The 20,671-nt window shown below is 65.8% G+C and carries 16 protein-coding genes; 3 read left to right on the forward strand and 13 right to left on the reverse strand.

Annotated features, from left to right (window positions below):
* Positions 1-357, forward strand: a 357-nt coding sequence (locus SB4_RS04690; protein ID WP_193753737.1) for a winged helix-turn-helix domain-containing protein, incomplete at its 5' end; no start/stop codon positions are given.
* Entirely contained in the window at positions 338-1,696 is a 1,359-nt protein-coding gene (locus SB4_RS04695) for a sensor histidine kinase (RefSeq protein ID WP_058751627.1), read from the forward strand. The genes SB4_RS04690 and SB4_RS04695, both read left to right, overlap by 20 nt.
* A 78-nt stretch (positions 1,697-1,774) precedes the next feature.
* Here SB4_RS04695 and SB4_RS04700 read toward each other — a convergent pair whose 3' ends face one another.
* From SB4_RS04700 to SB4_RS04750, 11 genes are all read right to left on the reverse strand, one after another.
* Positions 1,775-2,884, reverse strand: a complete 1,110-nt coding sequence (locus SB4_RS04700; protein ID WP_058751628.1) for an ABC transporter permease — start codon at positions 2,882-2,884, stop codon at positions 1,775-1,777.
* On the reverse strand, positions 2,881-4,011 hold the full coding sequence (locus tag SB4_RS04705; RefSeq protein WP_241488479.1) for an ABC transporter permease: 1,131 nt from the start codon (positions 4,009-4,011) through the stop codon (positions 2,881-2,883). The genes SB4_RS04700 and SB4_RS04705 overlap by 4 nt, the downstream gene beginning before the upstream one ends.
* Positions 4,008-5,009: an HlyD family secretion protein gene (locus tag SB4_RS04710; RefSeq protein ID WP_058751629.1), complete on the reverse strand. Its 1,002-nt coding sequence runs from the start codon at positions 5,007-5,009 to the stop codon at positions 4,008-4,010. The genes SB4_RS04705 and SB4_RS04710 overlap by 4 nt, the downstream gene beginning before the upstream one ends.
* A complete protein-coding gene (locus SB4_RS04715; protein WP_058751630.1) occupies positions 5,006-6,478 on the reverse strand; it encodes a TolC family protein in 1,473 nt (490 codons plus the stop codon). The genes SB4_RS04710 and SB4_RS04715 overlap by 4 nt, the downstream gene beginning before the upstream one ends.
* Positions 6,479-6,764: 286 nt before the next feature.
* Positions 6,765-8,537, reverse strand: a complete 1,773-nt coding sequence (locus SB4_RS04720) for a methyl-accepting chemotaxis protein (protein WP_241488480.1) — start codon at positions 8,535-8,537, stop codon at positions 6,765-6,767.
* 296 nt (positions 8,538-8,833) lie between these two features.
* On the reverse strand, positions 8,834-9,907 hold the full coding sequence (locus tag SB4_RS04725) for a DUF2332 domain-containing protein (RefSeq protein ID WP_082669966.1): 1,074 nt from the start codon (positions 9,905-9,907) through the stop codon (positions 8,834-8,836).
* A 93-nt stretch (positions 9,908-10,000) separates the two neighbouring features.
* The gene (locus tag SB4_RS04730) at positions 10,001-13,048 is read right to left on the reverse strand and encodes a TonB-dependent receptor domain-containing protein (protein WP_058751631.1); all 3,048 of its coding nucleotides are present in this window, start codon (positions 13,046-13,048) and stop codon (positions 10,001-10,003) included.
* A 375-nt stretch (positions 13,049-13,423) separates the two neighbouring features.
* Entirely contained in the window at positions 13,424-14,347 is a 924-nt protein-coding gene (locus SB4_RS04735; RefSeq protein WP_058751632.1) for a metallophosphoesterase family protein, read from the reverse strand.
* Positions 14,348-14,430: 83 nt separating this feature from the next.
* A complete protein-coding gene (locus SB4_RS04740) occupies positions 14,431-16,917 on the reverse strand; it encodes a TonB-dependent receptor (protein WP_058751633.1) in 2,487 nt (828 codons plus the stop codon).
* A gap of 79 nt (positions 16,918-16,996) precedes the next feature.
* Positions 16,997-17,947, reverse strand: a complete 951-nt coding sequence (locus SB4_RS04745; RefSeq protein WP_058751634.1) for a DUF4880 domain-containing protein — start codon at positions 17,945-17,947, stop codon at positions 16,997-16,999.
* Positions 17,905-18,477 (reverse strand): RNA polymerase sigma factor, encoded by a 573-nt coding sequence (locus tag SB4_RS04750; RefSeq protein ID WP_153002997.1) that lies wholly within the window; start codon positions 18,475-18,477, stop codon positions 17,905-17,907. Before SB4_RS04750 ends, SB4_RS04745 begins: the two co-directional genes overlap by 43 nt.
* A 276-nt stretch (positions 18,478-18,753) precedes the next feature.
* Here SB4_RS04750 and SB4_RS04755 point away from each other — a divergent pair, with 276 nt between their 5' ends.
* A complete protein-coding gene (locus tag SB4_RS04755; protein WP_240954722.1) occupies positions 18,754-19,020 on the forward strand; it encodes a hypothetical protein in 267 nt (88 codons plus the stop codon).
* Here the strand turns inward: SB4_RS04755 and SB4_RS04760 are convergent.
* Together SB4_RS04760 and SB4_RS04765 are read right to left on the reverse strand one after the other, a co-directional pair.
* Positions 18,983-19,501: an isoprenylcysteine carboxyl methyltransferase family protein gene (locus SB4_RS04760; protein ID WP_058751635.1), complete on the reverse strand. Its 519-nt coding sequence runs from the start codon at positions 19,499-19,501 to the stop codon at positions 18,983-18,985. The genes SB4_RS04755 and SB4_RS04760 overlap by 38 nt on opposite strands.
* Complete coding sequence (locus SB4_RS04765; RefSeq protein ID WP_058751636.1) at positions 19,498-20,550, reverse strand: type III polyketide synthase; 1,053 nt, start codon at positions 20,548-20,550, stop codon at positions 19,498-19,500. The genes SB4_RS04760 and SB4_RS04765 overlap by 4 nt, the downstream gene beginning before the upstream one ends.
* Positions 20,551-20,671 lie beyond the last annotated feature (121 nt).

The following is a 20,671-nucleotide window of genomic DNA, read 5'->3' on the forward strand; positions in this document are numbered from 1 at the left end:
GTCGAACTGACCGCGCGGGTCGAGGCGCTGCTGCGCCGTCCCAACGACACGCGCGAAACGCGACTGATCGTCGGTCCGCTCGACCTGGACCTGCTCACCGGACGCGCCACCCGCGCGGGGCGGGACCTGGAATTGTTGCCGCGCGAGCTGAAACTGCTGGATTACATGGTCCGGCGACCGGGGCGGATCATCACCCGTTCGATGCTGCTCCAGGATGTCTGGGGGTATACCTTCGAGCCCAATACCAATGTCGTCGACGTCCATATGGGCCGCCTGCGCCGCAAGGTGGACGGCGAGGGCGAGGCGCCGCTGATCCGCAACGTCCGGGGGCAGGGCTATGTCTTTGATCTTCACTGATCCGCGCGCGCGGGCGACGTGGCGCTGGGGTGGTGCGCTGGCGGCGATGCTGGTGCTGCAGTCGCTGGCGCTGGCGGCGGTCTTCTGGGTGCTGGCGGGCGACAATCACCGGCGCGAGATCGAGCATCGGCTGAGCGACGACTGCACCTTCTTCCGCCTGACCCCCGCCGCCGAACGGTCCGAGGAGCTGCGGGAGAAGCTGGACCGCGATCTGCACCGCGACCTGTTCCTGGCGCTGTTCGACCCGAACGGGCGACGGATCGCGGGCAATGTCGCGCGGATACCGCCGGGTGCGCCGGCGGGCGGATCGTTCGTCGCCACCGTCGCACCCACCGAATTGCCGGGCAAGCGCAGCGACGAGGCGCGGGTGCAGCTGTGCGCGATGCCGGACGGCACCCGTCTGCTCGTCGGCGTCGATCTGGACGATACGGTGGAATCGATGCGGCTGGTCGGCCAGTCGCTGTTTGTCGGACTGGTGCCGGGCATTCTGCTGGCGCTGGTCTTCGGATTGATCGCCGGGCGGCGCGCGGCGCGGCAGGTCGATGCCGTCCGCCGCCTGACCGAGCGGATCATGGCGGGCGACCTGTCCGAACGGCTGCCCGTCGCGCGCGATCCCGACAGTTTCGGGCTGCTGTGCGCCGACATCAACCAGATGCTCGACCGGCTCCAACTGTTGGTCGGCGACATGCGCGGCATCGGCGACGATATCGCGCATCAGCTGCGGACACCGCTGACGCGCCTGCGTGCACGGGTCGAGCGCGGGATGCGCGACGATGCCGATCGCGATGCGTTCGCCGCGACGGCGGAGGCGACGCTGGCGGATGTCGACACGCTGCTGGGTATCGTCGCCGCGCTGCTGCGCATCCGCGAGCTGGAGGACCACGCCCGCCGCAGCCGCTTCGCACCCGTCGACCTGGCGCAGCTGGTCGAGGATGCGTGCGATCTCCACCGCCCGACCGCCGAGGATCGCGGCATCGCCTTGTCCTATGCGGTCGCTGCCGTTCCCCCGGTCGAGGGCGATGCCAGCCTGCTGATCGAGGCGGTATCCAACCTGATCGACAATGCCATGAAATTCGGGCCCGTCGGCGGCACGGTGCGCGTCACGCTGTCCGTGGATGGTCGCGACATCATGCTGAGCGTCGCCGACGACGGCATCGGCGTGCCCCCCGCCGAACGCGCGCTCGTGCTGCAACGCTTCTATCGCGGGCGTGCCGACCAGCCGGGGGTCGGGCTGGGCCTGCCGCTGGTCAAGGCGATTGCCGATCTGCACGGCTTCACGCTGGCATTTGCTGCGCAGGGCAGTGCGGTATCGATCCTTTGCCCCGGTGCGGCACATTAAAGAGGAATTTTGACAGGCCGCGTTCACCGCCTGCCGCTCCTCCGGCGGAGCCTCTATCCCAGGATCAGGAATGATGCGTTATGGTTTTGCGGCGTCCGTCGACAACAGCCTCAGCGCTACCACACCATAGAGAACCGCCAAGACGGCCATGACCGATAGCGGGCCGATCGCTTCGGCCGTACTGGCACCCATCTGGTTGAAACGGACGAAAAGGTGCATGGCGGGCGTCGCTGGCGACGCCCAGGCCAGCGTCGCGAGCCAGCCGGGCATCTGGTCGAGTGGCCAGGCGAAGCCCGCCAGGAAGACGAGCGGCACGGATGTCGGGATCAGCAGCTTCAACGCGGCATCACCGTCACGCACCGCATGTCCGATGGCCAGTCCCAGGGCGGACACGGCGGCCGCGAACAGCGGCATCGCCAGCGCCAATCCGGCCATGTTGCCGCCGCGCGGTATATCCTGCACCCAATAGGCGAAGCCGAAGAAGAAGGCCTGTGCCAGCAATCCGATAAGGATCATCGCCGCCCAGGTCCCGAGCGCGGCGGAGAGGCCGGTGAAGGGCGCGTTCCGCCGCCGCCGCTCGGCCGTCAGTCGTGCCGCGGCGAACAGCAGCGTCTGTTGCAGGATGATATTGGCGACGGCGGGAAAGATATAGTCGCGATACCCGGCGGTGGTGTTGAACAGCGGCTGCACGCGCACCAGTCGGCCGGGATCGGGCAAGCGGCGATCGATCGTCCGCGCGCGCTCGGCCAACCGTGCGCGCAGTGTGTCGACCAGCGTTTGCACGATTGCCTCGGCCCGCGTGAAATAGGCGGCGTTGACGACCAGGGCGATGCCTGCGCCGGGCCGGGCGGCGGCGGGATTGGTGACGATGCGGTCCAGGTCGCGTGACAGCAGCAATATGCCGTCGGCGCTACGATCGAGCAGCCGGTCCTCGCCCGTCGCCATGTCGGGCGCCATGCCGACGATGCGCACCGATCGACTGGCCGACAGTGCCCGGACGATCGAACGGCCCAGCGGCGAATGGCCCTGATCGACCACGACCAGTCGCATCCCGACCGATTCCTGCTGCGAATAGGGCGCCGGATAATAAAAGGCGTAGAGCAGGACCGAGAGCATCGCCAGCGACAGCAGCGCGCGGGTCGTCGCGACCTCGATCAGCGTTCGCTCAAAGGCGTCGCGCAGCGTCATCGGGCGTGCGCGCTCCGTCCGAACAGCCAAAGCCCGGCTCCCCCGGCCAACACGGGATAGAGCAGCATCACCCCCGCCTCGACCAGCAGGGGCCCGGCATGCGCGCCGATCATCACGTCCATCTCGAACCGGACATAATGAGTGAGCGGCAGCACCGCGCTCCAGACGCGCGCGAACCACGGCGCCCCGTCGATCGGCAGCGAAGCCCCCGAATAGGCGAGTGCCGAACCCGCGACGATGACGGCGGCGGACAGCGCGGTCGCGACCTCGCGGGTGACGACGATCAGGAACAGCGCGACGCCGACGGTCGCCAGCGACAGCAGCCCCAGTCCGGCCGCCACCGCCCAGATGCTGCCCAGGAAGCGATAGTCGCCGAGCAGCGTCAGGGCGACGATCCAGACGATGCCCCACAGCCAGCATGCCACCGCATGGGGCCCAAGCCGCCCGACCAGATTCCAGCGCGCGTGCGGCGTGGCGCGGGCGTGGCTGGCGAAGGCGCGATCGACCATCAGCGGCGCGACCGCGCCGATGGCTGACACCGCGAACAGCAGGTGAATGACGGCCGGGCCCAGCAGCAACCCCAGATACCATCCCAGGCTGACGGTCTGGTTGCCGAGCAGCGTCACGCGTACGCCGGGAAGCGGGATGGGCAGCGACACTACACCGTTCGCTCCGACCAGGCGAGGCGTCGCCTGTGCGATGGCCTGGGTCGCGGCGGCGCGCATTGTCGCTTGCGCGATCGATCCCGACGCCAGGAACTGGGCCTGGTAGAGGATTTCGACCGGCGGCGCGTCGGCCTCCCCCACGCCGCGCGGGATGACCAGCACCGCCAGCGCGCGCTCGGACCGGATCATGCTCATGGCATGAGCGATGTCGGGAAGGACCGCAACGACCTTCAGCATCGGCGAGCCGTCGATCGTCCGCCGGATCGCGCGGGCGACCGCGCTACCGTCGCGGTCGACGATCACCACGGGCTCGTCGCGCAACGACCCGCCCGAGATCATCGCCCCCATCAGCGCGAGCAGAAGGGCGGGCATCAGCGTCAACAGGATCAGGTCGACCCGAGACCGCCCGAGCCGCGCGATCTCCGCCCACCAGCCGCGCGCCATGGCGGAGCCCGGCGTCATCGGTCGAACAGCACGCTCATGCCCGGCCGCAGCCCTTCGACCCGGCCCACCGGGACCAGACGGACCTCGAACCCCCGCACGTCATAGCCGCGCGACTGGCGATCGGCGCGGAAGGTCGCGAACTCGCCCTGCATCGCCAGATGGCGGACGCGGAAGGCCACCGTCCGGTCGAGCGCGGGGACCCGGCCCTGGAGCACCTGTCCCTCGGTCAGGCCATGCAGCGCATCCTCGCGCACGGTCAACAGCACATAGGGGTGGTCGATATCGACGATCTGAAGCGCAGGCAGCACCGGACTGACGATCTCGCCGGGCTGGAGCAGACGGCGCGACACCTGGCCCGCGATCGGGGACACCAGCCGCGTTTCGCCCAGCAGGGCGCGGGCCGTGGCGTCGGCGGCTTCCGCGACGCGCACCTGCGCCTCGGCAATGCGGCGGGTCTGCGGCCGGGCACCGACCAGCGCCTTGCGATACTGGGCCCTGGCCGCCTCCGCCGCGCGGGCGCTGCTGTCGCGTGCGGCGCGCGCCTCGTCACGACGCTGCGCGGCGATCACGCCCTGGGCATAGAGCGTGTCGGCGCGACGCGCACTGACCGCGCCCAGGTCCGCGGTGGCCTGCGCCGCCAGCCATGTCGATTTCAGCGTCGCGACGTCTTCCTGCCGCGCGCCTTCGTCGGTCAGCGACCGGGTGGCGCGTGCGCCATCCAGCGTGGCGGCGGTCTGCGCCGCGGCATTGCCCAGTTCCGGGCTCGACAGGGTGGCGACGACCTGGCCCGCGCGAACCCGGTCCCCCTCCTCGACGAGCAACCGGTCGACGCGGGCCAGCGCCTTGGTCGCGACATTCACGCTGTCCGCCTCCACCTCACCCTGCAGCGGCGGCATCGCCGGACGGCTGGCGAGCCACAGGCCGATGGCGAGCAATACGACGATCACCGCCAATGCGGCGTAAAGAATCAAACGGTTTCGCCGCGTGGGCGGCGCTTCCTGCACGTCCTCTGTCATTGCGCCCCTCCCGCCGTGACATGCTGATCGGCGCGGCGAAGAAAGTCCTCGAACTCGTGCATCCGTCCGCTTGCCGTCAGTAATCCCGCCAGTGCCAGATCATATTCGTAGGCGGTGGCGACGCGCTGTGCTCGTGCTGCGGCCAGCGCCGCCTCGGCACCGGCGACGCGCGTCACCGTTCCTTCGCCTTCGCGCAGGGCTATACGCTGCACGCGCAGATTTTCGGTGGCGGCCGCGATCGAGCTGTCGAGCAGCAGGAAGGACCGGCGTGCGCCTTCCACCAGGTTCCAGGCGCGACGGATCGCCTCGCTCGCTTCCTTGCGGGCCGCGCGTCCCGCATCGGCGGCGGCCAGTTCCCCCTCGCGCGCGGCGGCCAGCGTGTGGCCGCGATCCAGGCTCGACAGCAGCGTCAGGCGCGCGCCGACACCGACCACCCAGTCCGGCTCGGTGAGCAGTGCGTCGCGTCTGTTCGCGTTATACTCGCCGAAGCCGAAGACCTGCGGGCGATAGCGCGCCTTGGCCAGATCGACCGCCGCCCCGGCCAGCTCGCGCGACGCATCCGCCTGGCGGGCGAGCGGCACGTCGCCTTCGCGGCCCAGGAACGTCTCGACCGGCGGCAGGACCCGGCTGGAGACGAACAGGGGCGTGGACGGCGCGACCTCGGGCAGGTCGAGCGCGTCGCCCAGATCGCGGGCGGCCGCGTCGTCCGCCAACAGGGCGCGCTGCAGGCCCCGCTCGGCCGTGTCGCGGGCGACAGCCGCCTCCAGCGTGGTGGCGTGCGGCGTCACTCCGGCGGCTTCCGACTTGCGGACATCCTCGTACAGGGCACCCAGCGCCTCCCGGCTTTGCTGTGCCGAATCGCGCAGCGCCTGCGCCGCCAGCCGTCCGAAATAGACCCGGACCAGGTTCAGTTGCGCCAAGTCGCGGGCTTGCCCGGCGCGCGCCTCCGCCATGGTCGTGCCCGCACGGGCGCCGCGCTGGATGGCCGGGATCGCGCCGCCGGTGTAGATGGGCAAGGCGGCCTGCACGGTCGGGCGGAACACCGTGTCGCGATACCGATAGGACAGGCTGTCCGGGATCAGGGCGAAAAGGCCGGGCAGGGCCCGGTCGATGCGGCCCACCACCTCACCGGCAATCTGCTGAAAGGCGGGGGGGAGCGATCCCGGGACGGTGGACAGGAAATCCTGCGTCGCACCCAGCGCACCGGCCCGCGCGTCCGACAGATCGACGGCCAGCGTCTTCTGATATTCCAGCAGCTGGGCAGAGGCGGTGACGGTCGGGCGATGGAGGGTGCGGGTGGCGGCGGCCGCCTCCCGCGCCGCCGCGATTGCATGGTCCGCGCTGGCAAGCGCCGGGGACGATGCATCCAGGCGCGCCCGCGCCGCCGCGAAGGTCAGCGACGGCGCCTGGGCCTGCGCCTGCGCGGATGCCCCCATGGTCGCGGCGATCAGGACGAGGGTGATACGCATGGGGGCAGCATAGCGACCGCGACGAAACCTGTCTCGCGCCGTTCTGCTCCGACCCTTACGGGATCATTCGTTCGGCCCGCAGCCGCTCGAACGGCGTGAAGCCGAGGCGTCGGTCACCACCTCGAACGGGCGGCCGAGGTCGGCGGCTTGGACATGTCGGACGCAAAGAACCTGCGGTCACCGCGTTGCGAATGGGCGCGGCAATTCCGCCAGTGCAGGTCTGAGCGGCTGACCCGCCGATCCAGGGGACGATCGCACGGTCTTCAAGAGGATCGCTGGATGTCGATCAGGCTGCCCGGCTGGTCGGTGGGTGGCGGAAATTGGCTGTGCGGTGGTGGGCCTGGGATCGTGAAGGAGAAGCCGCATCGACGTTGAACCGCATCACCGACGCCATCAGCGTCTCGCATTCCTGCGCCAGCACGCTGGCCGCTGCGGTCGACTCCTCGACCATTGCGGCGTTCTGCTGGGTTACGGAGTCGATCTCGCCGATCGCGATATTGACCTGGCCCAGGCTGTGCGCCTGCTGTTCCGAGAAGCGGGCTATCACGTTGACGACGGTGCTGACGTCCGAAACCTTGCCCATGATCCGTTGCAGCGCATTGCCGGTTTCGTCGACCAGCACCACGCCCGAGCGGACGTGCTCGATGGCGGAAAGGATTCGCGCCTTGACGTCCGAGGCCGCATCGGCCGAGCGTTGCGCCAGTGCGCGGACTTCGGACGCGACGACGGCAAAGCCCTTGCCCGCATCACCCGCTCGCGCCGCTTCGACGCCCGCATTCAGCGCAAGGAGATTGGTTTGGAAGGCGATGCCGTCGATGACGGTGATGATGTCCACGATCTCGCGGCTGGCCTGGTCGATGCCGTTCATGGCGGTGATCGACTTGGCGACGATCTCGCCGCCCTTTTCCGCCTCGTCGCGCGCCTCCGTCACGGCGCGATTGGCCTCGCCCGCGCTGACGGCCCCTTCGCGAACGCCCTGGGTGATTTCGCCGACCGCAGCCGCCGTTTCGCGCAGGCTGGCGGCCTGCTGCTCGCTGCGCGCCGACAGATGGTCGGTGGCCTGACGAATTTCCTCGATGTTCGAGCGGATGGTGCCAGCACTGCCGCGCACATCGCTGGTTAGGCCGGAAAGGTTCTGGACGGCGCGGTTGAAGTCGGTGGCCAACTGGTGGAAGGAGGGCGGCAGGTCGGTGAGGCGAACGGTCAGGTCCGCCTCGGACAAGCTGTGCAGACCGGAGCCGATTGCCTGCAAGGCCAGTTCGCGCTCGCGGTCGTCGCTGACCTTGGCCTTGGCGGCATCACGGAAGACGACGACAGCGCGGGCCATGTCGCCCAGCTCATCACCGCGCTCGCTGCCCGGTACTTCGATATCGTTGCGACCGCGTGCCAGCTCGGCCATCAGGCGGGTCAGTGTCGTGATCGGTTGTGCGATGCTGCGGCTAAGTACGATCAGAAGGGTGATGACGACGCCGATCATCATCACCCCGCCCAGGAGCAGGGCCACGATGGCGGTACCGATCGCAGTATTCTGCGAGGCGGCATTGCGGGCGATCGCCGCCGTTTCCTGGTCGCGAATGGCGCGGAGGGGTAGCACGATGTCGCTGGTCAATACGGCTTTGCCGGCGTCGCGGACCGCCTGCTGCGCTTCGTCGCGCCGCCCCGCCTTGACCCAATCGGTCAACCGGTCACTCCACGTTCGCCGCCACTTGGTCTTCTCGGCATTGGACTTGGTCAGCAGCGCCAGCTCATTCGGGTCGCTCAGCATCGCGGCCAGCTCGCGGCTGGTCGTGTCATACTCCTTGCGCGCTTCCTCGTAGGACTTGAGATAGCTCTTGTCCGCCGTCACCAGGAAACCCCGCAACTGGCTGTTCTCACGCAGGATCGACGTCTCCAGGGTCAGTGCCTTGGCATAGACTTCCTGGGCATGATTGTTGCGCTTGGTGGCGTCGCGGATTTCCCAGATGTTGGCGAAGAACACGATCGTCATGATCGCGGCCGACAGACTGACGATCAGGAACGATACCCCCAGCTTCTTGGGAATGTTCATGTTCGTGAGCATTATGCGTTTCTCTCAAAAGGTCGGGCCAGAGGCGATGCGCGAGGATCAGTCCGATTGTCGGTGTCGGAGCCGTAGGAATGCCGTTGACCATTCCGTCTGTTTGGCGGGGACGCGATAGCGAGGCCGGGGACAGGAATGCCCCAAGCGATCACGGATGGCGCAAAACACAGTCGCACTGTCGCCCAATGCTTGGTCGCCATCATGCCATGTTAACCTTCGATTTCGTCGGACAAGTGCTAAGATCACCCGGTTAATTATGGGTGAATTCGTCGATCGCCTTCCGCCCCGATCCGGCATTACGCGGGTAACCATTCGATCCAGGCCCCGTACGGGTGGCAGTGGGCGAGCACGCAGTCGCGGCCGTCTGGCCAGGAGCGTAGTCGCAGTTCGACCCGCTCCCGCGCGTCGTCCCACTCGAAACCGATACAAGCCAAGGGCTTGGCTTGTGTCGCGGCCGCTCCGGCCTGTCGCAAGCTCGCCTCGATCGACGAACGGCTCTCCGCGCCGAGATATTGCAGGATCATCGAATGCAATAGGATGCGATGCCGACGATCCGTGCCCGGTGTCGCAAGGCGCGCCGCCAGCCAGGTTGCCGCATCGCCGGTGTCGAGTCGGGGCGGATGCCGACGCGCAATCGCCAGCGCCCGGTCCAGCCGTTCGGCGCGCTCGGGCTGGTCGGCGAAGATGAAAGACGCGAGCCGCTCGCACGCCGCCGGATCGTTAACGTCGAGCGGGTGGAGATCGACGCCGCGCGCTTCGCTCACGGTCACGACGGTATCGGGCGGCGGTGGACCACGCCATTCGGGAGCGATCCGCACCGTCGAGTCCGACTTGCCCGTCCGGACCCCGCCCAGATCATAGGCATAGTGCGCCAGATTGAGGTTCAACCCAGCGCTGGCGCCGATCTCGAAAAGGTCGAAATCATGGCCATAGTCTTGCGCCAGGACCATCAGGGCGGCGTGAAAGGCGGCCGCTCGACCGATTTCGTTGGTCTGCGGCACGCGCAGCAACCAGTCGACCAGAAACTCGTCATGGCTCGCCAGAGCCAGAGCGACCGCCTCGTCGAAGCGGTCATGCGTCCCGGCATAAAGAGCCGTGAGTTGCGGCTCGACCCTGCGTCGCGCCAAGGCATGGAGAGCGGCATTGATCCGCATCGCGATCGCCGAGGATGCCGCGGTGCTGCCCCATGACCGGATCAGCGCGGCGCTGAGCGGGGCCTTGTCGAGTTGCCGGTCCACGGCCGCCAGCAGATCGGCCACGAACGGTGTGCCGATCGCCCGCATGACCAGCGACTGTCGGTACAGTTCGCTCGGGTGTGCGGGCGGACCATCCGAACCCGGACACATGGTATTGGAATGCTCCGGCTGCATCGGTCGCCTATGACACTGGGAGAGTGGTTGGGAAAATACGCCCCGGGAGGACAGGAAAGCCCATCCCGAGGCGCATCACCCGGTCAGGCCGGATCAGAAGTTGAAGTTCGCGCCGGCGCTGAAGTTACGACCGACGAGACCTGCATAATGCCAGCTGCTCAGATAGTTCGGATTGCTGGTATAGGCTGCCGCCGCGAGCGGAGCGCGGGCATTGGTCAGGTTCTGGACACTGAAGAAGAAGCGGAAGTCATCGTTGACCCGTACACCGAGGTTCAGGTCGGTGTAGATGAACGGGCGGACGAAGCACTGATTGTTCACATCGCTCCCGGCGATGATAGGAACCAGCGTGTTCTTGCAACCCAGATCAATCACGCCGTTGACCGGCTGGATACGATCGGCCGCCACCTGCTTGATCCGGCCGACATAATAAGTCGTGCTGGTCAGCGAGAAATTGCCGACTTCGATCGTGTTCTGCCAGTTGCCACGGATGCGCGGGGTGCCGCCGCCCGACGACAGCTCGTACGGCCCCAGCGTACCCGCATATTTCTGCACGACGCCAGCCGGGGTGACGAGGTCGAGGCGAAGCACGCGGGTCACGTCGACGCGGCTGATGAACTTCACGCCATTGGCAAGCTGGACATTGGCATTGGCCTGCATGTCGATGCCCGAGCTGACCATATAGTTGGCGTTGACGTAAGGCACGTCGAACACCAGCAGACGGGGCAGGGCGTTCGGGTTGACGGGATCCGGCGCATCGATGACGTTGCACTTGTAGCCCGGATTCACCTTGGCCAGCGCGGCGCAACCATCGGTCGCGTTGGTCTGGCCGTAATAGGCATTGATCGCTTCTGAGCGCAGCGGTCCGCTGACGATCAGGTTCGACTTGCGGATATTATAATAGTCGACCGTGACGTTCAGCCAGCGCGTCGGGTTGAGGATCGTACCGACGGTGAAGCTGCGCGACACTTCCGGCAGGATGTCGGGATTGCCCTGCGCACCACTGCCGATGTTGTAGGAGGTGGTGTACGCGGGGCTGCCCGGATGCGCCGCGATAAAGCTGGCGGGCGGGTTGAACGTCGAGAAGCCCGAATAGCTGCTCGCCGGGTTGTATTCGGCGAAGGTCGGCGCGCGGAAGCCCTGCGAATAGGTGGCGCGGAGCGAGAATTCGCGGACCGGCGTGAACTTCGCACCGATCTTGGGCGAGAAGTGGCTATAGCCCTGCGAATAGTGATCGTAACGGCCCGAGACGTTCAGGTCGAACGAGCGGAGGAAGGGCGCATCGATTTCGAAGAATCCGGCGGTCACGGTCTGGCGGCCCTGGGCCGACGAGGTGTTCAGGTTGTAATAGGACAGGTCGAAATTCTGATTGCGGTTCATCAGCGTTTCGCGACGGACCTGGAAACCTGCACCGACATTGAGGTCGCCGCCCGGCAATTCCATCAGCGACTTCAGCAGCGAGCCGCCGATCGTCGCGATCGTCGAATAGGACGGGGTCGTCCGGTCCGGCGAAACTTGGTTGCGCACGGCCTGCGTGTTCTGCTCCGGATTGACGAAGTTGTACGCGCCCGTGTTTACCGCGTTCAGCAGGCCCTGGATGTTGATGAAGCCGCGCGATGTCACCGCGAAATTGTCGCGGGCGTAGACGCCGTTCAGGCGGAACTTGAAGCCGTTGCCCAGATCGCCCGAGATGCCGCCGGTCGCGCGGAACACGTCGACATAACGATGGCTGCCTGCCGGGATGTCGCCGAACAGGTAGAAGATGCGCGCGGCGTTCTCGGCCGGGTTGGCACCGGCCACGGCATAGGGATTGTTCGGGTTCAGGCGGCGATCCGCAGCCGAGGCGCAGTTCACGCCCGCCGAACAGACATACATGGGCAACACGATACCCGGGCTGCTCGACGCCAGCGCGGCCGAACCGCCGAACGGCTGGGTCTGGCGGATGCCCGCCGGGGTGCCGCGGATGTCGACTTCGGAATGCGAATAGCTGCCGCTGGCAAAGGCTTCCCAGCCCTCCGCGAGGCGGACGTTCAGGCGCGCCGTGGTCGAATAGCGCTCCTGGCGCGGCTGGATGATCCCATATTCGTCGGGCAGGTTGTGCTTGCAGCCCGTACCCTGCGCCGCGCCCGAGGTCACCGTGAAGGTGCCGAACGGGCAGGCGTTCGGGTTGAGCAGGCGATACTGGTTGGTCGGCGGCGAACCGACCTGGCCCGCCAGCGGATTGTTGAGGTCGGTCTGCTGGACGCGGGTGACGACCGCCTGCGGGTTGGCTTGCAGAAGCGAGTCGTCGTTGCGGTTGCGATCCTGCAAGCCGCTCGGGCTCAGGTCCAGCGTGTTGAACGGATAGCCGCGCGAGTTATTGGTGATGTAACCGTCATAGGTATATTCACCGTTGACGTAGAAGTTGAAGCCCTGCTCGCGATAATCGCCGATACCGGCGGTCAGTGTGGCACGGTAGTGCGAGCCGTCGGCCTTTTCGGTGGTGCCGCCCTGGACCGAACCCGAAATGCCCTGAACGTTCTTCTTGCTGATCAGGTTGACCACGCCGCCGATGGCGTCCGCGCCATAGGTCGAGGAGGCGCCGTCCTTCAGGACTTCGACACGCTCGATGGTGCTGAACGGGATCGAGTTCAGGTCGACATAGGCGTTATGGCCGTCGTCGTTCAGCGGGAAGTTGGCCGAGCGCAGGCCGTCGATCAGCACGACGGTGGACGACACGCCCAGGCCGCGCAGCGAAACCGCCGCGCCACCGGCCGAGAAGCCGTTCTTGAAGCCGGTCGAGATCGAACCGGCGCTGTCGGCGGATACCGAGCGGATCGCTTCCTGCGCGGTCGTGATGTTCGCGCGCTGGAGCACGTTGGAGTTCACCACGGTCACGGGCGAGATCGAGCTGGCGTTGGAATCGCGGAACAGCGTGCCGGTAACGACGACCGTCGTCCCTTCCGCCGTGGCGGGTGCGGGGGCTGCCTGCTTGATCTGGACGTCCTGTTTCGTCTGCGCCTTCACGGATGCGGCAGCGTTCTGGTCGGCGGCGTCGGCCGTCTGAGCCGGTGCGGCTTCCTGCGCATAGGCCGGAGCCGCAATCGCCGTCAGCAATGCCGCGGTCGAAATCCCCAGGCGCAATTTACCGAATGCGGAATTCATCGAAGTCACTTAGCTCTACCCCCCTGTGATGCAGCGGCGACCTGCGTCGCGGCTACCCCGCTCGCCATGAACCGGCACAGCGTTAGGCGGGCGCCTATCACCCACGAAGTTACCGGGGCGTTAAAAGGACAGGACTTTGCGATAAGGTGGTATGATAATGGTTTTTCACTGAATTAGAAGAACATACGCCGACCTTGTCATGCTTCACGGCAGATAAAACCCCGCGCGGTGAAGGAGATAAGCATTGCCGTGCTCCCCGGACATCATACCGTTGATAAGGCAGCTCGTCGGGCGAAGACGAGCAATGCAGCGAAGCCGTTTTACCAAGGACCAGATCATAGGCGAGCTGCGTGAGCACGGCACCTTGCGGACATTTCAGATCGGCACATCTTCCCGACTGATGCTGGTGAAGCCGTAGGTCCGATAGCGGCTTTCCACCTTGCGCCCGGACAGGGTGATTTCGGTATAGCCTTCCGGCGTCCCCAAAAACGATCCACGCCAATCGGCCCCCGCGACGGCACCGGTGGTGATAAAGGACATGCCATTCAGTTCGATTCTTTCGTAGACATGGCTGTGCGCCTGAAGCACGGCCATGACGCCATGCTCGCTAAGGATGCGCAGGACCTCCCGCCCGTTCGTCACGAAGGTCCAGTTGTGGGGCGTGTTCAGCCAGCTTTCCGGTTCGTAGCAGTACATCGCGGTCACGAGGGGAATGTGTGTGATGGCGACGATCCGCGCGCCTTGGGGCTGGGCGGCGAGATCGGTACGCAGCCAGTCGAGCTGGGCGGCGTCCACGCGTCCTTCATAATTCCGGTCTGCCGTGATGCCGACCGAGTCCAGCACGACGAAATGCACGCCCTTGTGATCGAAGGAATAATAGGTCGGGCCGAAGCGATCGATATAGAAATGCTTGCCGAAGTCGGGGGCGGTGGGGGCAATTCCGCTCTTCGCGAACACGCCCAGACAATCGTGATTGCCGAGCACATGACGCACGGGCTTGCGCAGATGCTGCCGCTCGGTCCGCTGGTACAGGTCCATCAGCATGATTGCGCGCTCACGGCTGGCTTCCAGCGCGTCTTCGATCATATCGCCACCCTGCACGACAAAATCGACGTTGGAAGCCGAGATCTGCTCGAAGCACATCGCGCAGGCGCGATCCGCGTCGAGTTCGGGTCGGATATGACAATCCCCCACAAAGGCAAAGGTGAAGTCGGGCTGCGCCGTCCTACCGTGCGCCTTCGTGCCGAGCGAGAGCAGCGGGGCGGCCGTGGCCAGCTTCAGGAGATCGCGTCGTTCCATGCGGCACCAGATGTCGGAGGATGGGGAAGGCAGTGGGATGGGGGGGCGGCACGTGATGGCGCGGCCCCCCCGAGGAACCAGGATCAGAAGTGGACGCGCACCGTACCAAACACCTGCCGGGGCGCCGCCGTCTGCAAGGTCGTGTAGGTGCCATTCGGGTCGGAGGTCACGAACCCGGCCGTGCCCGTCGAGGCGATATAATGCTTGTCGAACAGGTTCATCACGTTGAGCTGAACCTCGAACATCGGACTGAACCGATAGCCCGCCGACAGGTTGACGTTGACCGCGCCGGGAATGACCGCGTCGTTGAGATAGCTGTAATAGCGTTTGCTGCGATAATGCGCATTCACACCGCCCCACAGGGTGCCGTCGTCATAGTTCAGCTCGGCCGTGGCAACCTGTTTGGGCGAGGCGACGACCTGCTTACCCTTGGTGGGAACGATGGCGCCGCCCAGCGGCTGGACGTTGTCGTCATAGGTCGCGTCGTTGTACGCCCAACTGCCATAAGCCGACCAATGGGGTGCGAAGCCCCATGTCGCGGCGGCCTCGACACCACGTGACGATACACTGCCGACATTCTGCAGCACGTTCTGGTTGCCGACGATTGTCGCGCTGATCGACGAGGCGAGCAAGCGGTTGGTGAACTTCACATAATAGCCGGTCAGCGACAGCTGCACGTCGCGGTCGTGGAAGCGGTAACCCGCCTCGAACGTATTGGTCATCTCGGGCTTCAGGTCGCCCCGGATATAGTTGAACCCGGCCTGCGAACTGCTGGAAAAGGGGCCCGCCGAGGTCGAGGCGACGAACGCGGCCATGTTGCGCGTATAGTCGCCGAACAACTCGCTATGCGGATCGAGCGTGTAGAGAACGCCGATGGTCGGCAGGAACCAATTCTTCGCCTGGATCGAACCATCGATCGGCTTGCGGCTGACGATGCTGTGCGCGTTGTTGGTAGAGACCACGCCCTTCACCCCGGCGTTGAGGCGCAGTGCATCCGTTACCTGCCAGGTATCGCTGAGGTCGAGCTGTACCGTGTCGGTCCGATATTCGTTCTGATAATTGGTGAAGAAGGGGTTGGTGTAAAATTGCTGGAATTCCGCCGGCGCCTTGCCTGCCTGAAGACCGTAGAGGTAATTGGCCTGGTCGAAGGCGTTATGCTCGTACCAGATGCCGCCCTCGATCTTGTGGCGACCAGCTTGGAAGGTCAGGCGGGAAATGACGCCCTTGCGGTCGATATTGTAGCGATTGGCCGACACCGAGATTGGCGAGCCGCCAAAGGCGGCAGGGGTCGGGTCGTAGGGATCGGCCCAAGTGCCGATGCCCTTGTCCAGATGGATGTAGCCGGTGGTAAAACCCGACAGCCGCGACCCCAGGCGATAGGCCAGCTTTTCATAGGCCAGCAGGTCGCGGCGCACGCCACCACCCTGATACACCGCGTCATCGGCGTTGATATAAGGGGCGGGCGGGGTGCCGCCGTTCTGAACGATCGTCGCCAGCTGCTCGGCGAGCGCGAAGGTCGGGATATTGTCGAACCGCCACCCATAGGTCTTCAGTCGGCTGAGCGAGGTATCGTTATAATCGTCCTCGCGCCGATCGATCAGGTCGAGAAAGGTGGTCGAGGTGACGTCATCGCCCAGCGGCTGAATATATTTGGCGTTGATCTGATCCTGGACCTGCTGACCCCAGCCACGCCATTTGCCCTGCCGGTCATGTGCATAGGAGATGGCCAGCCGACCACCCCAGGGCAGATCGCCGGTGTTGATCCGGCCGAAGCTGCGCCAGGACTGGGCGCTGCCATAGCTCTGCTCCAGGTCGACGCCGAACATGTGGGTCGGATCGATCGAGGTGAAGTCGACCGTGCCGCCGATGTTGCTGGTGGACGCGGTGCCCAGCGCGCCGCTGCCCTGCGACAGCGTCGCGGCGCCGTTATTCTCGGTCAGCAGCGCGCGGTTGATCGAGAGGCCGTTGTTGTTGCGATACTGCATGTTGCCAAGCGGCACGCCATCAAGCGTATAGCCCATCTGGTCCGTCAGGAAGCCGCGGATCGACAGCTGCGTTGCCGCCTCATAGGTGCCATGCGCGTCGGAGGAGTCGAAATTCACGCCGGGCAGCCGCCCCAGCGATCGAAGGGGCGAAGTGCCGGGCGTGGTCTTCTCCATCGCCTTGGCGGACACGGTCTGCACCTGCCGCGACTGGCCCCGGCCCAGGACAACAATATCCTGGTTCGCGCTGGCCTCTGCCGCGACGGCGGTGGCCGTCGACATATCGACCAAGGCCTTTAGCGAGATCATCGACGGCGTCTCGCTCGCGATGGCCAGGCCCTGACCCGCGATCAACCGACGCAGTGCCTCGCTGCGCGTCAGCCGTCCGCGCAGGGCGGTGACATGCCGGTTCGCCACCGCATCATAGGGAAATATGACGTGGATGCCCGCCTGCCGCGCGAACTGGTTGAGCGCAGTGGCGGTGTCGCTGGCTGGTATGTCGAAGCGGATCGGCGCGCTGTCCCGCGTCTGCGCGACAGCCGGCATCGCGACCGCCAGCATGGCGGTCGTCGTCATGAACTTGAACATGGTTGATCCCTGTTTGGATGCGATGGTCGGTGCAGGGATGGATGGCGGCGGAAAAACCGCTACTCGCCCGAAAATTTTTTTAAGTGCGGGACAGGACGATACCGCCATTGGCACCCGAAATTGCCTGCACGTCGAAGGAACTATGGAGCGCTTGCAGAAATTCCTGCGGGTTGGTCGTCGCAAATGTACCGCCGATGCGCAGGCGCGAAAGCGCCGGGTCGCCGATGACGATCTTGTTGGTGAGATAGCGGTTCATTTCCGCCAGCGCATAATCCAGGCTCTCGCCGTTGAGGACCAGCGTGCCGCGCTGCCACGCAGTTACCCGGGCCATATCGCTGCCGTCGCGCGAATGGACGGTCCATTGGCCTGCGGTCGCCACCGCGACCTCGCCCCGTTCCAGCTGTCTTTTCGCACCGTCGAAAATCTGGCCCTGCAGGACCGCCAGTTCGCATCCGGTCGGCCGCAGTCGCGCATTATACAGGCCCGGTGCCAGCTCGAACCGGCCATCGGGCGCGATCAGCTCCAGCCGATGCGGCGAGCCGAGCTGGATCGCGACCTCGCCCCGTTCGAGCCAGAGGCGATCCGGCGCGCCATCCTTCCAATAGACGCAACTGTCGGTGTTGAGTTTCAGCGAAAGGCCGGGCGCTGCCGCTACCGTCGCCCGTTCGCCGATTTGGGTCATGGCCTTGTCGCGGGCATTGGCGCGATAGGCCCAGCCGCCGCCCACAACCATGACGGCGGCGACCGACGCGGCCGCGCGCAGCATGTGCCGCCGGTCAGACCGGTCGGGCCCGGCCGGTATCGCCGTCTCGGGCTGGGGCTGCACATCTCCACGCGCCACCCGCAGGCGATCGAGGTCACGCCAGGTGCTGGCGACCTCGGCAAAGGCGATGGCGTGGCGCACGTCCGTATCGCGCCACGCCTCGAATGCCGCAAGGTCCGCCGAGCCCGCATCGAGCGCAGCGAGCCATGCCGCAGCTTCGTCGGTCAGGTCAGCGTCGCGCGGCTGGTCTGGGCAATGGCTGGACAAAATTCCTCCGCCAGGGACTCGCTTTCGCGACGCGCCTTCGTGATGAGGGCAAGACCCTTAGCGATATGCTTTTCCACGGTCGAGACGGATAAGGAAAGCGACTGGGCGATCGCGGTGGGGGATAGGCCTTGAACCTTGCGCATATGGACGACGCGCGCACATTGCGGGGGCAGGGCATCGATCCAGCCGGCCAGACGCTGCAATTCGGATCGTCCGGCGGCGACCGCAAAGGCATCCGGCGCGGGATCGGCGATGTCGGGCATCTCCAGCGACGCCAGCACGTCGATGCGGACCACATTGGCCCGCCGTATCCGTTCCAACGCCAGATGATGGACGATGGTCAGGACAAAGGCCCGTGGTGAGGATATCGAACGATGATCTGCGGTGTTCAGGACACGGGCATAGGCTTCCTGCACCAGGTCGTCCGCCTCGTCCCGCCCGCAGAAATAGGCCGCCCTGGCCCGATAGGCGGCTGCGTGGGGCAGCACCTCGGCCATGAACCAACGGTCTATTTCGCGCAGCCAGCTCAACACATGCTCCGGGGATCGGAGCGGCGTGTAGGTCTGCTTCTTTACAGGAACGCGACACCGGGCATGGTTCGGCGGTCGATCAGGAAGCGGCGGTCTCAACCCAAATGTCGTACGCGCCCGTCACTCGTTGAGCGTCACTCGTTGAGGCGGCCGGCGATCACATGCGGACGCGCAGCCAATGCGCAACGTATCAGAGGATGCGCCTTGGCGCGCTTTTCCCTAGCGTCATGCGTTTGGTAAGCGCGTTTTAGCGCAAACCCATCTGGAGCAAGCAGGATGACCTACGCCGTTTTCACCTTCGCCACTCTCCTGTTGCCCCTGACCCTTGGGGCAACCGAGGTACGAGCCCAAGCCCAGCCCGATTCCGGAAAGAAGGCCTGTGTCGCCGAGGCGCGGCGGTTATGCCCGATGGAGATGAAATCGATGAGCCGCAAGAAGGTGGAGGCGTGCATGATCCAAAAGATCGATCAGACCTCGCCGACCTGTCATGCCGCGATGTTGCGGATCAAGGCTGAGCGGGAGGCGGCGACGCCCCGCCGCTGATCCCCAGCGCGCGATTCTCCGCGCCGATACGGACGTACAGCATCGCCGCGTTCAGGACCGTGAACAGCGCGGCGATGCCGACCAATCCGAAGGTCAGGGGCAGCACGGCAATCTCCGCGGTGACCACGGCGTAATTGGGATGGCGCAGGAAGCGAAACGGCCCCTTGGCGACGAGCGATGCGCGGGGCAGGACGATGATCCGCGTCGTCCAACGCGGCCCCAGAGTCGCCAGCACCCAGACCCGCATCCCCTGCAACATGGCGAAGACCAGCAGCAGCGGCCAGGACACCGCGCGGTCGCCGACGCTGAACCACAGCGCGAGCAGCCATGCAGTGTGCATCGTCACCATCACGGGATAGTGGTTCGCGCCATATTCCCGCGCACCCGCCGCCATCAGCCGGGCAGTGTTGCGTTTGGCGATGACCAACTCGCTGAGCCGCTGGAGCGTCACGAATGCCATGATGGCATAGGGCAGGTTCATCGGTCGCACTCCAGGACCAGCGAGGACGCAGTGAAGCCCGGTCCCAGCGCACTGAGCAGGGAGCGGGGCGGCAGGCCTTCTCGGCGATATCGGTCCAGTACGAACAACACGGTCGGCGCGGACATATTGCCATGATCGCGTAGCACGGCGCGTTCCTGTGCCATCGCGCCGCGCTCCAGGCCAAGGGCGCTCTCCAGCGCATCCAGCACGCGGGCCCCGCCCGGGTGGCAGATGAAGCGGTCGATGTCCGACAGGGCCAAACCCTGCGTGGCGAGCATCTCGGTGACCGCCTGCCGCATCTCGCGTTCGACAAAGCTGGGAATCGCGCGATTGAGAACCACCGCGAGGCCCGTATGCTCGGTCCGCCATCCCATGATGTCGAGCGTGTCGCTCCACGTCTTTTCCGCGCTGCCGACAATGCGCGCGAAGCCAGCTTGGCCCGTGCGCAACAGGCATGCCGCCGCGCCGTCGCCGAAAAGGGCGGTCGAGATCAGATCGGCCTTGTCCGCGCCGCTGGTCCGAAGCGCCAGGCTGCACAGCTCGACCGTCACGAACAGCACAGTCGAGCCCGGTCGTGCCCGCGCCAGATCGGCGGCCAGTGCCAAGCCCGTGGCCCCGCCGGCACAGCCCAGGCCGAAGACCGGCACCCGCCTCACGTCGTTGCGAAACGCAAGATGGGCCATCGCCCGCGCCTCCAGACTCGGCGTCGCGATTCCGGTCGAGGAAACGGTCACGATCGCGTCGACATCCCCAGCCTCCAGGCCTGCTTCCTTCAGCGCATCGCTGGCCGCCGCGACGAACAAGGCGAGCGCGACGTTGAGATAGGCGGCGCTGCGCTCCTCGAACGAGCGGGGGGTGCGATACCAGTCGAGTGGCATGGCCAGTTGACGCTCGGCGATACCCGCATGGTCGAAAACCGGGGCGAGCCGGTCGAAATCGGCGAAGCGGTCACCGATCAGCTCACGCGCGGTGGCGAGGGCTTGATCCTGGGACAGTCGATGGTGGGGCGTGCGCGTCGCAAGCGACAGAAGGGCAACCGAGGAAGACATGCACCGTCCGAGTAGCCGGCGAACCGGCGGAAATGATTCTGAGGCGCAACGATCGGCGTTGCGGCTGGTTCAACCTGTCGCGAAATAGAGAGCCGGGCAAAGTGATATCATGCAAAGCGAC

Source organism: Sphingomonas sanguinis (assembly GCF_001476905.1).
GTDB classification, from domain to species: domain Bacteria; phylum Pseudomonadota; class Alphaproteobacteria; order Sphingomonadales; family Sphingomonadaceae; genus Sphingomonas; species Sphingomonas sanguinis_B.

What these genes read in the sequence shown, in the direction of transcription:
- SB4_RS04720 (WP_241488480.1), bottom strand. Translation starts at nt 8,537, where the DNA reads ATGCTCACGAACATGAACATTCCCAAGAAGCTGGGGGTATCGTTCCTG.
- SB4_RS04705 (WP_241488479.1), bottom strand. Translation starts at nt 4,011, where the DNA reads ATGACGCCGGGCTCCGCCATGGCGCGCGGCTGGTGGGCGGAGATCGCG.
- SB4_RS04715 (WP_058751630.1), bottom strand. Translation starts at nt 6,478, where the DNA reads ATGCGTATCACCCTCGTCCTGATCGCCGCGACCATGGGGGCATCCGCG.
- SB4_RS04760 (WP_058751635.1), bottom strand. Translation starts at nt 19,501, where the DNA reads ATGAACCTGCCCTATGCCATCATGGCATTCGTGACGCTCCAGCGGCTC.
- SB4_RS04735 (WP_058751632.1), bottom strand. Translation starts at nt 14,347, where the DNA reads ATGGAACGACGCGATCTCCTGAAGCTGGCCACGGCCGCCCCGCTGCTC.
- SB4_RS04695 (WP_058751627.1), top strand. Translation starts at nt 338, where the DNA reads ATGTCTTTGATCTTCACTGATCCGCGCGCGCGGGCGACGTGGCGCTGG.
- SB4_RS04700 (WP_058751628.1), bottom strand. Translation starts at nt 2,884, where the DNA reads ATGACGCTGCGCGACGCCTTTGAGCGAACGCTGATCGAGGTCGCGACG.
- SB4_RS04725 (WP_082669966.1), bottom strand. Translation starts at nt 9,907, where the DNA reads ATGCAGCCGGAGCATTCCAATACCATGTGTCCGGGTTCGGATGGTCCG.
- SB4_RS04755 (WP_240954722.1), top strand. Translation starts at nt 18,754, where the DNA reads ATGACCTACGCCGTTTTCACCTTCGCCACTCTCCTGTTGCCCCTGACC.
- SB4_RS04765 (WP_058751636.1), bottom strand. Translation starts at nt 20,550, where the DNA reads ATGTCTTCCTCGGTTGCCCTTCTGTCGCTTGCGACGCGCACGCCCCAC.
- SB4_RS04740 (WP_058751633.1), bottom strand. Translation starts at nt 16,917, where the DNA reads ATGTTCAAGTTCATGACGACGACCGCCATGCTGGCGGTCGCGATGCCG.
- SB4_RS04710 (WP_058751629.1), bottom strand. Translation starts at nt 5,009, where the DNA reads ATGACAGAGGACGTGCAGGAAGCGCCGCCCACGCGGCGAAACCGTTTG.
- SB4_RS04730 (WP_058751631.1), bottom strand. Translation starts at nt 13,048, where the DNA reads ATGAATTCCGCATTCGGTAAATTGCGCCTGGGGATTTCGACCGCGGCA.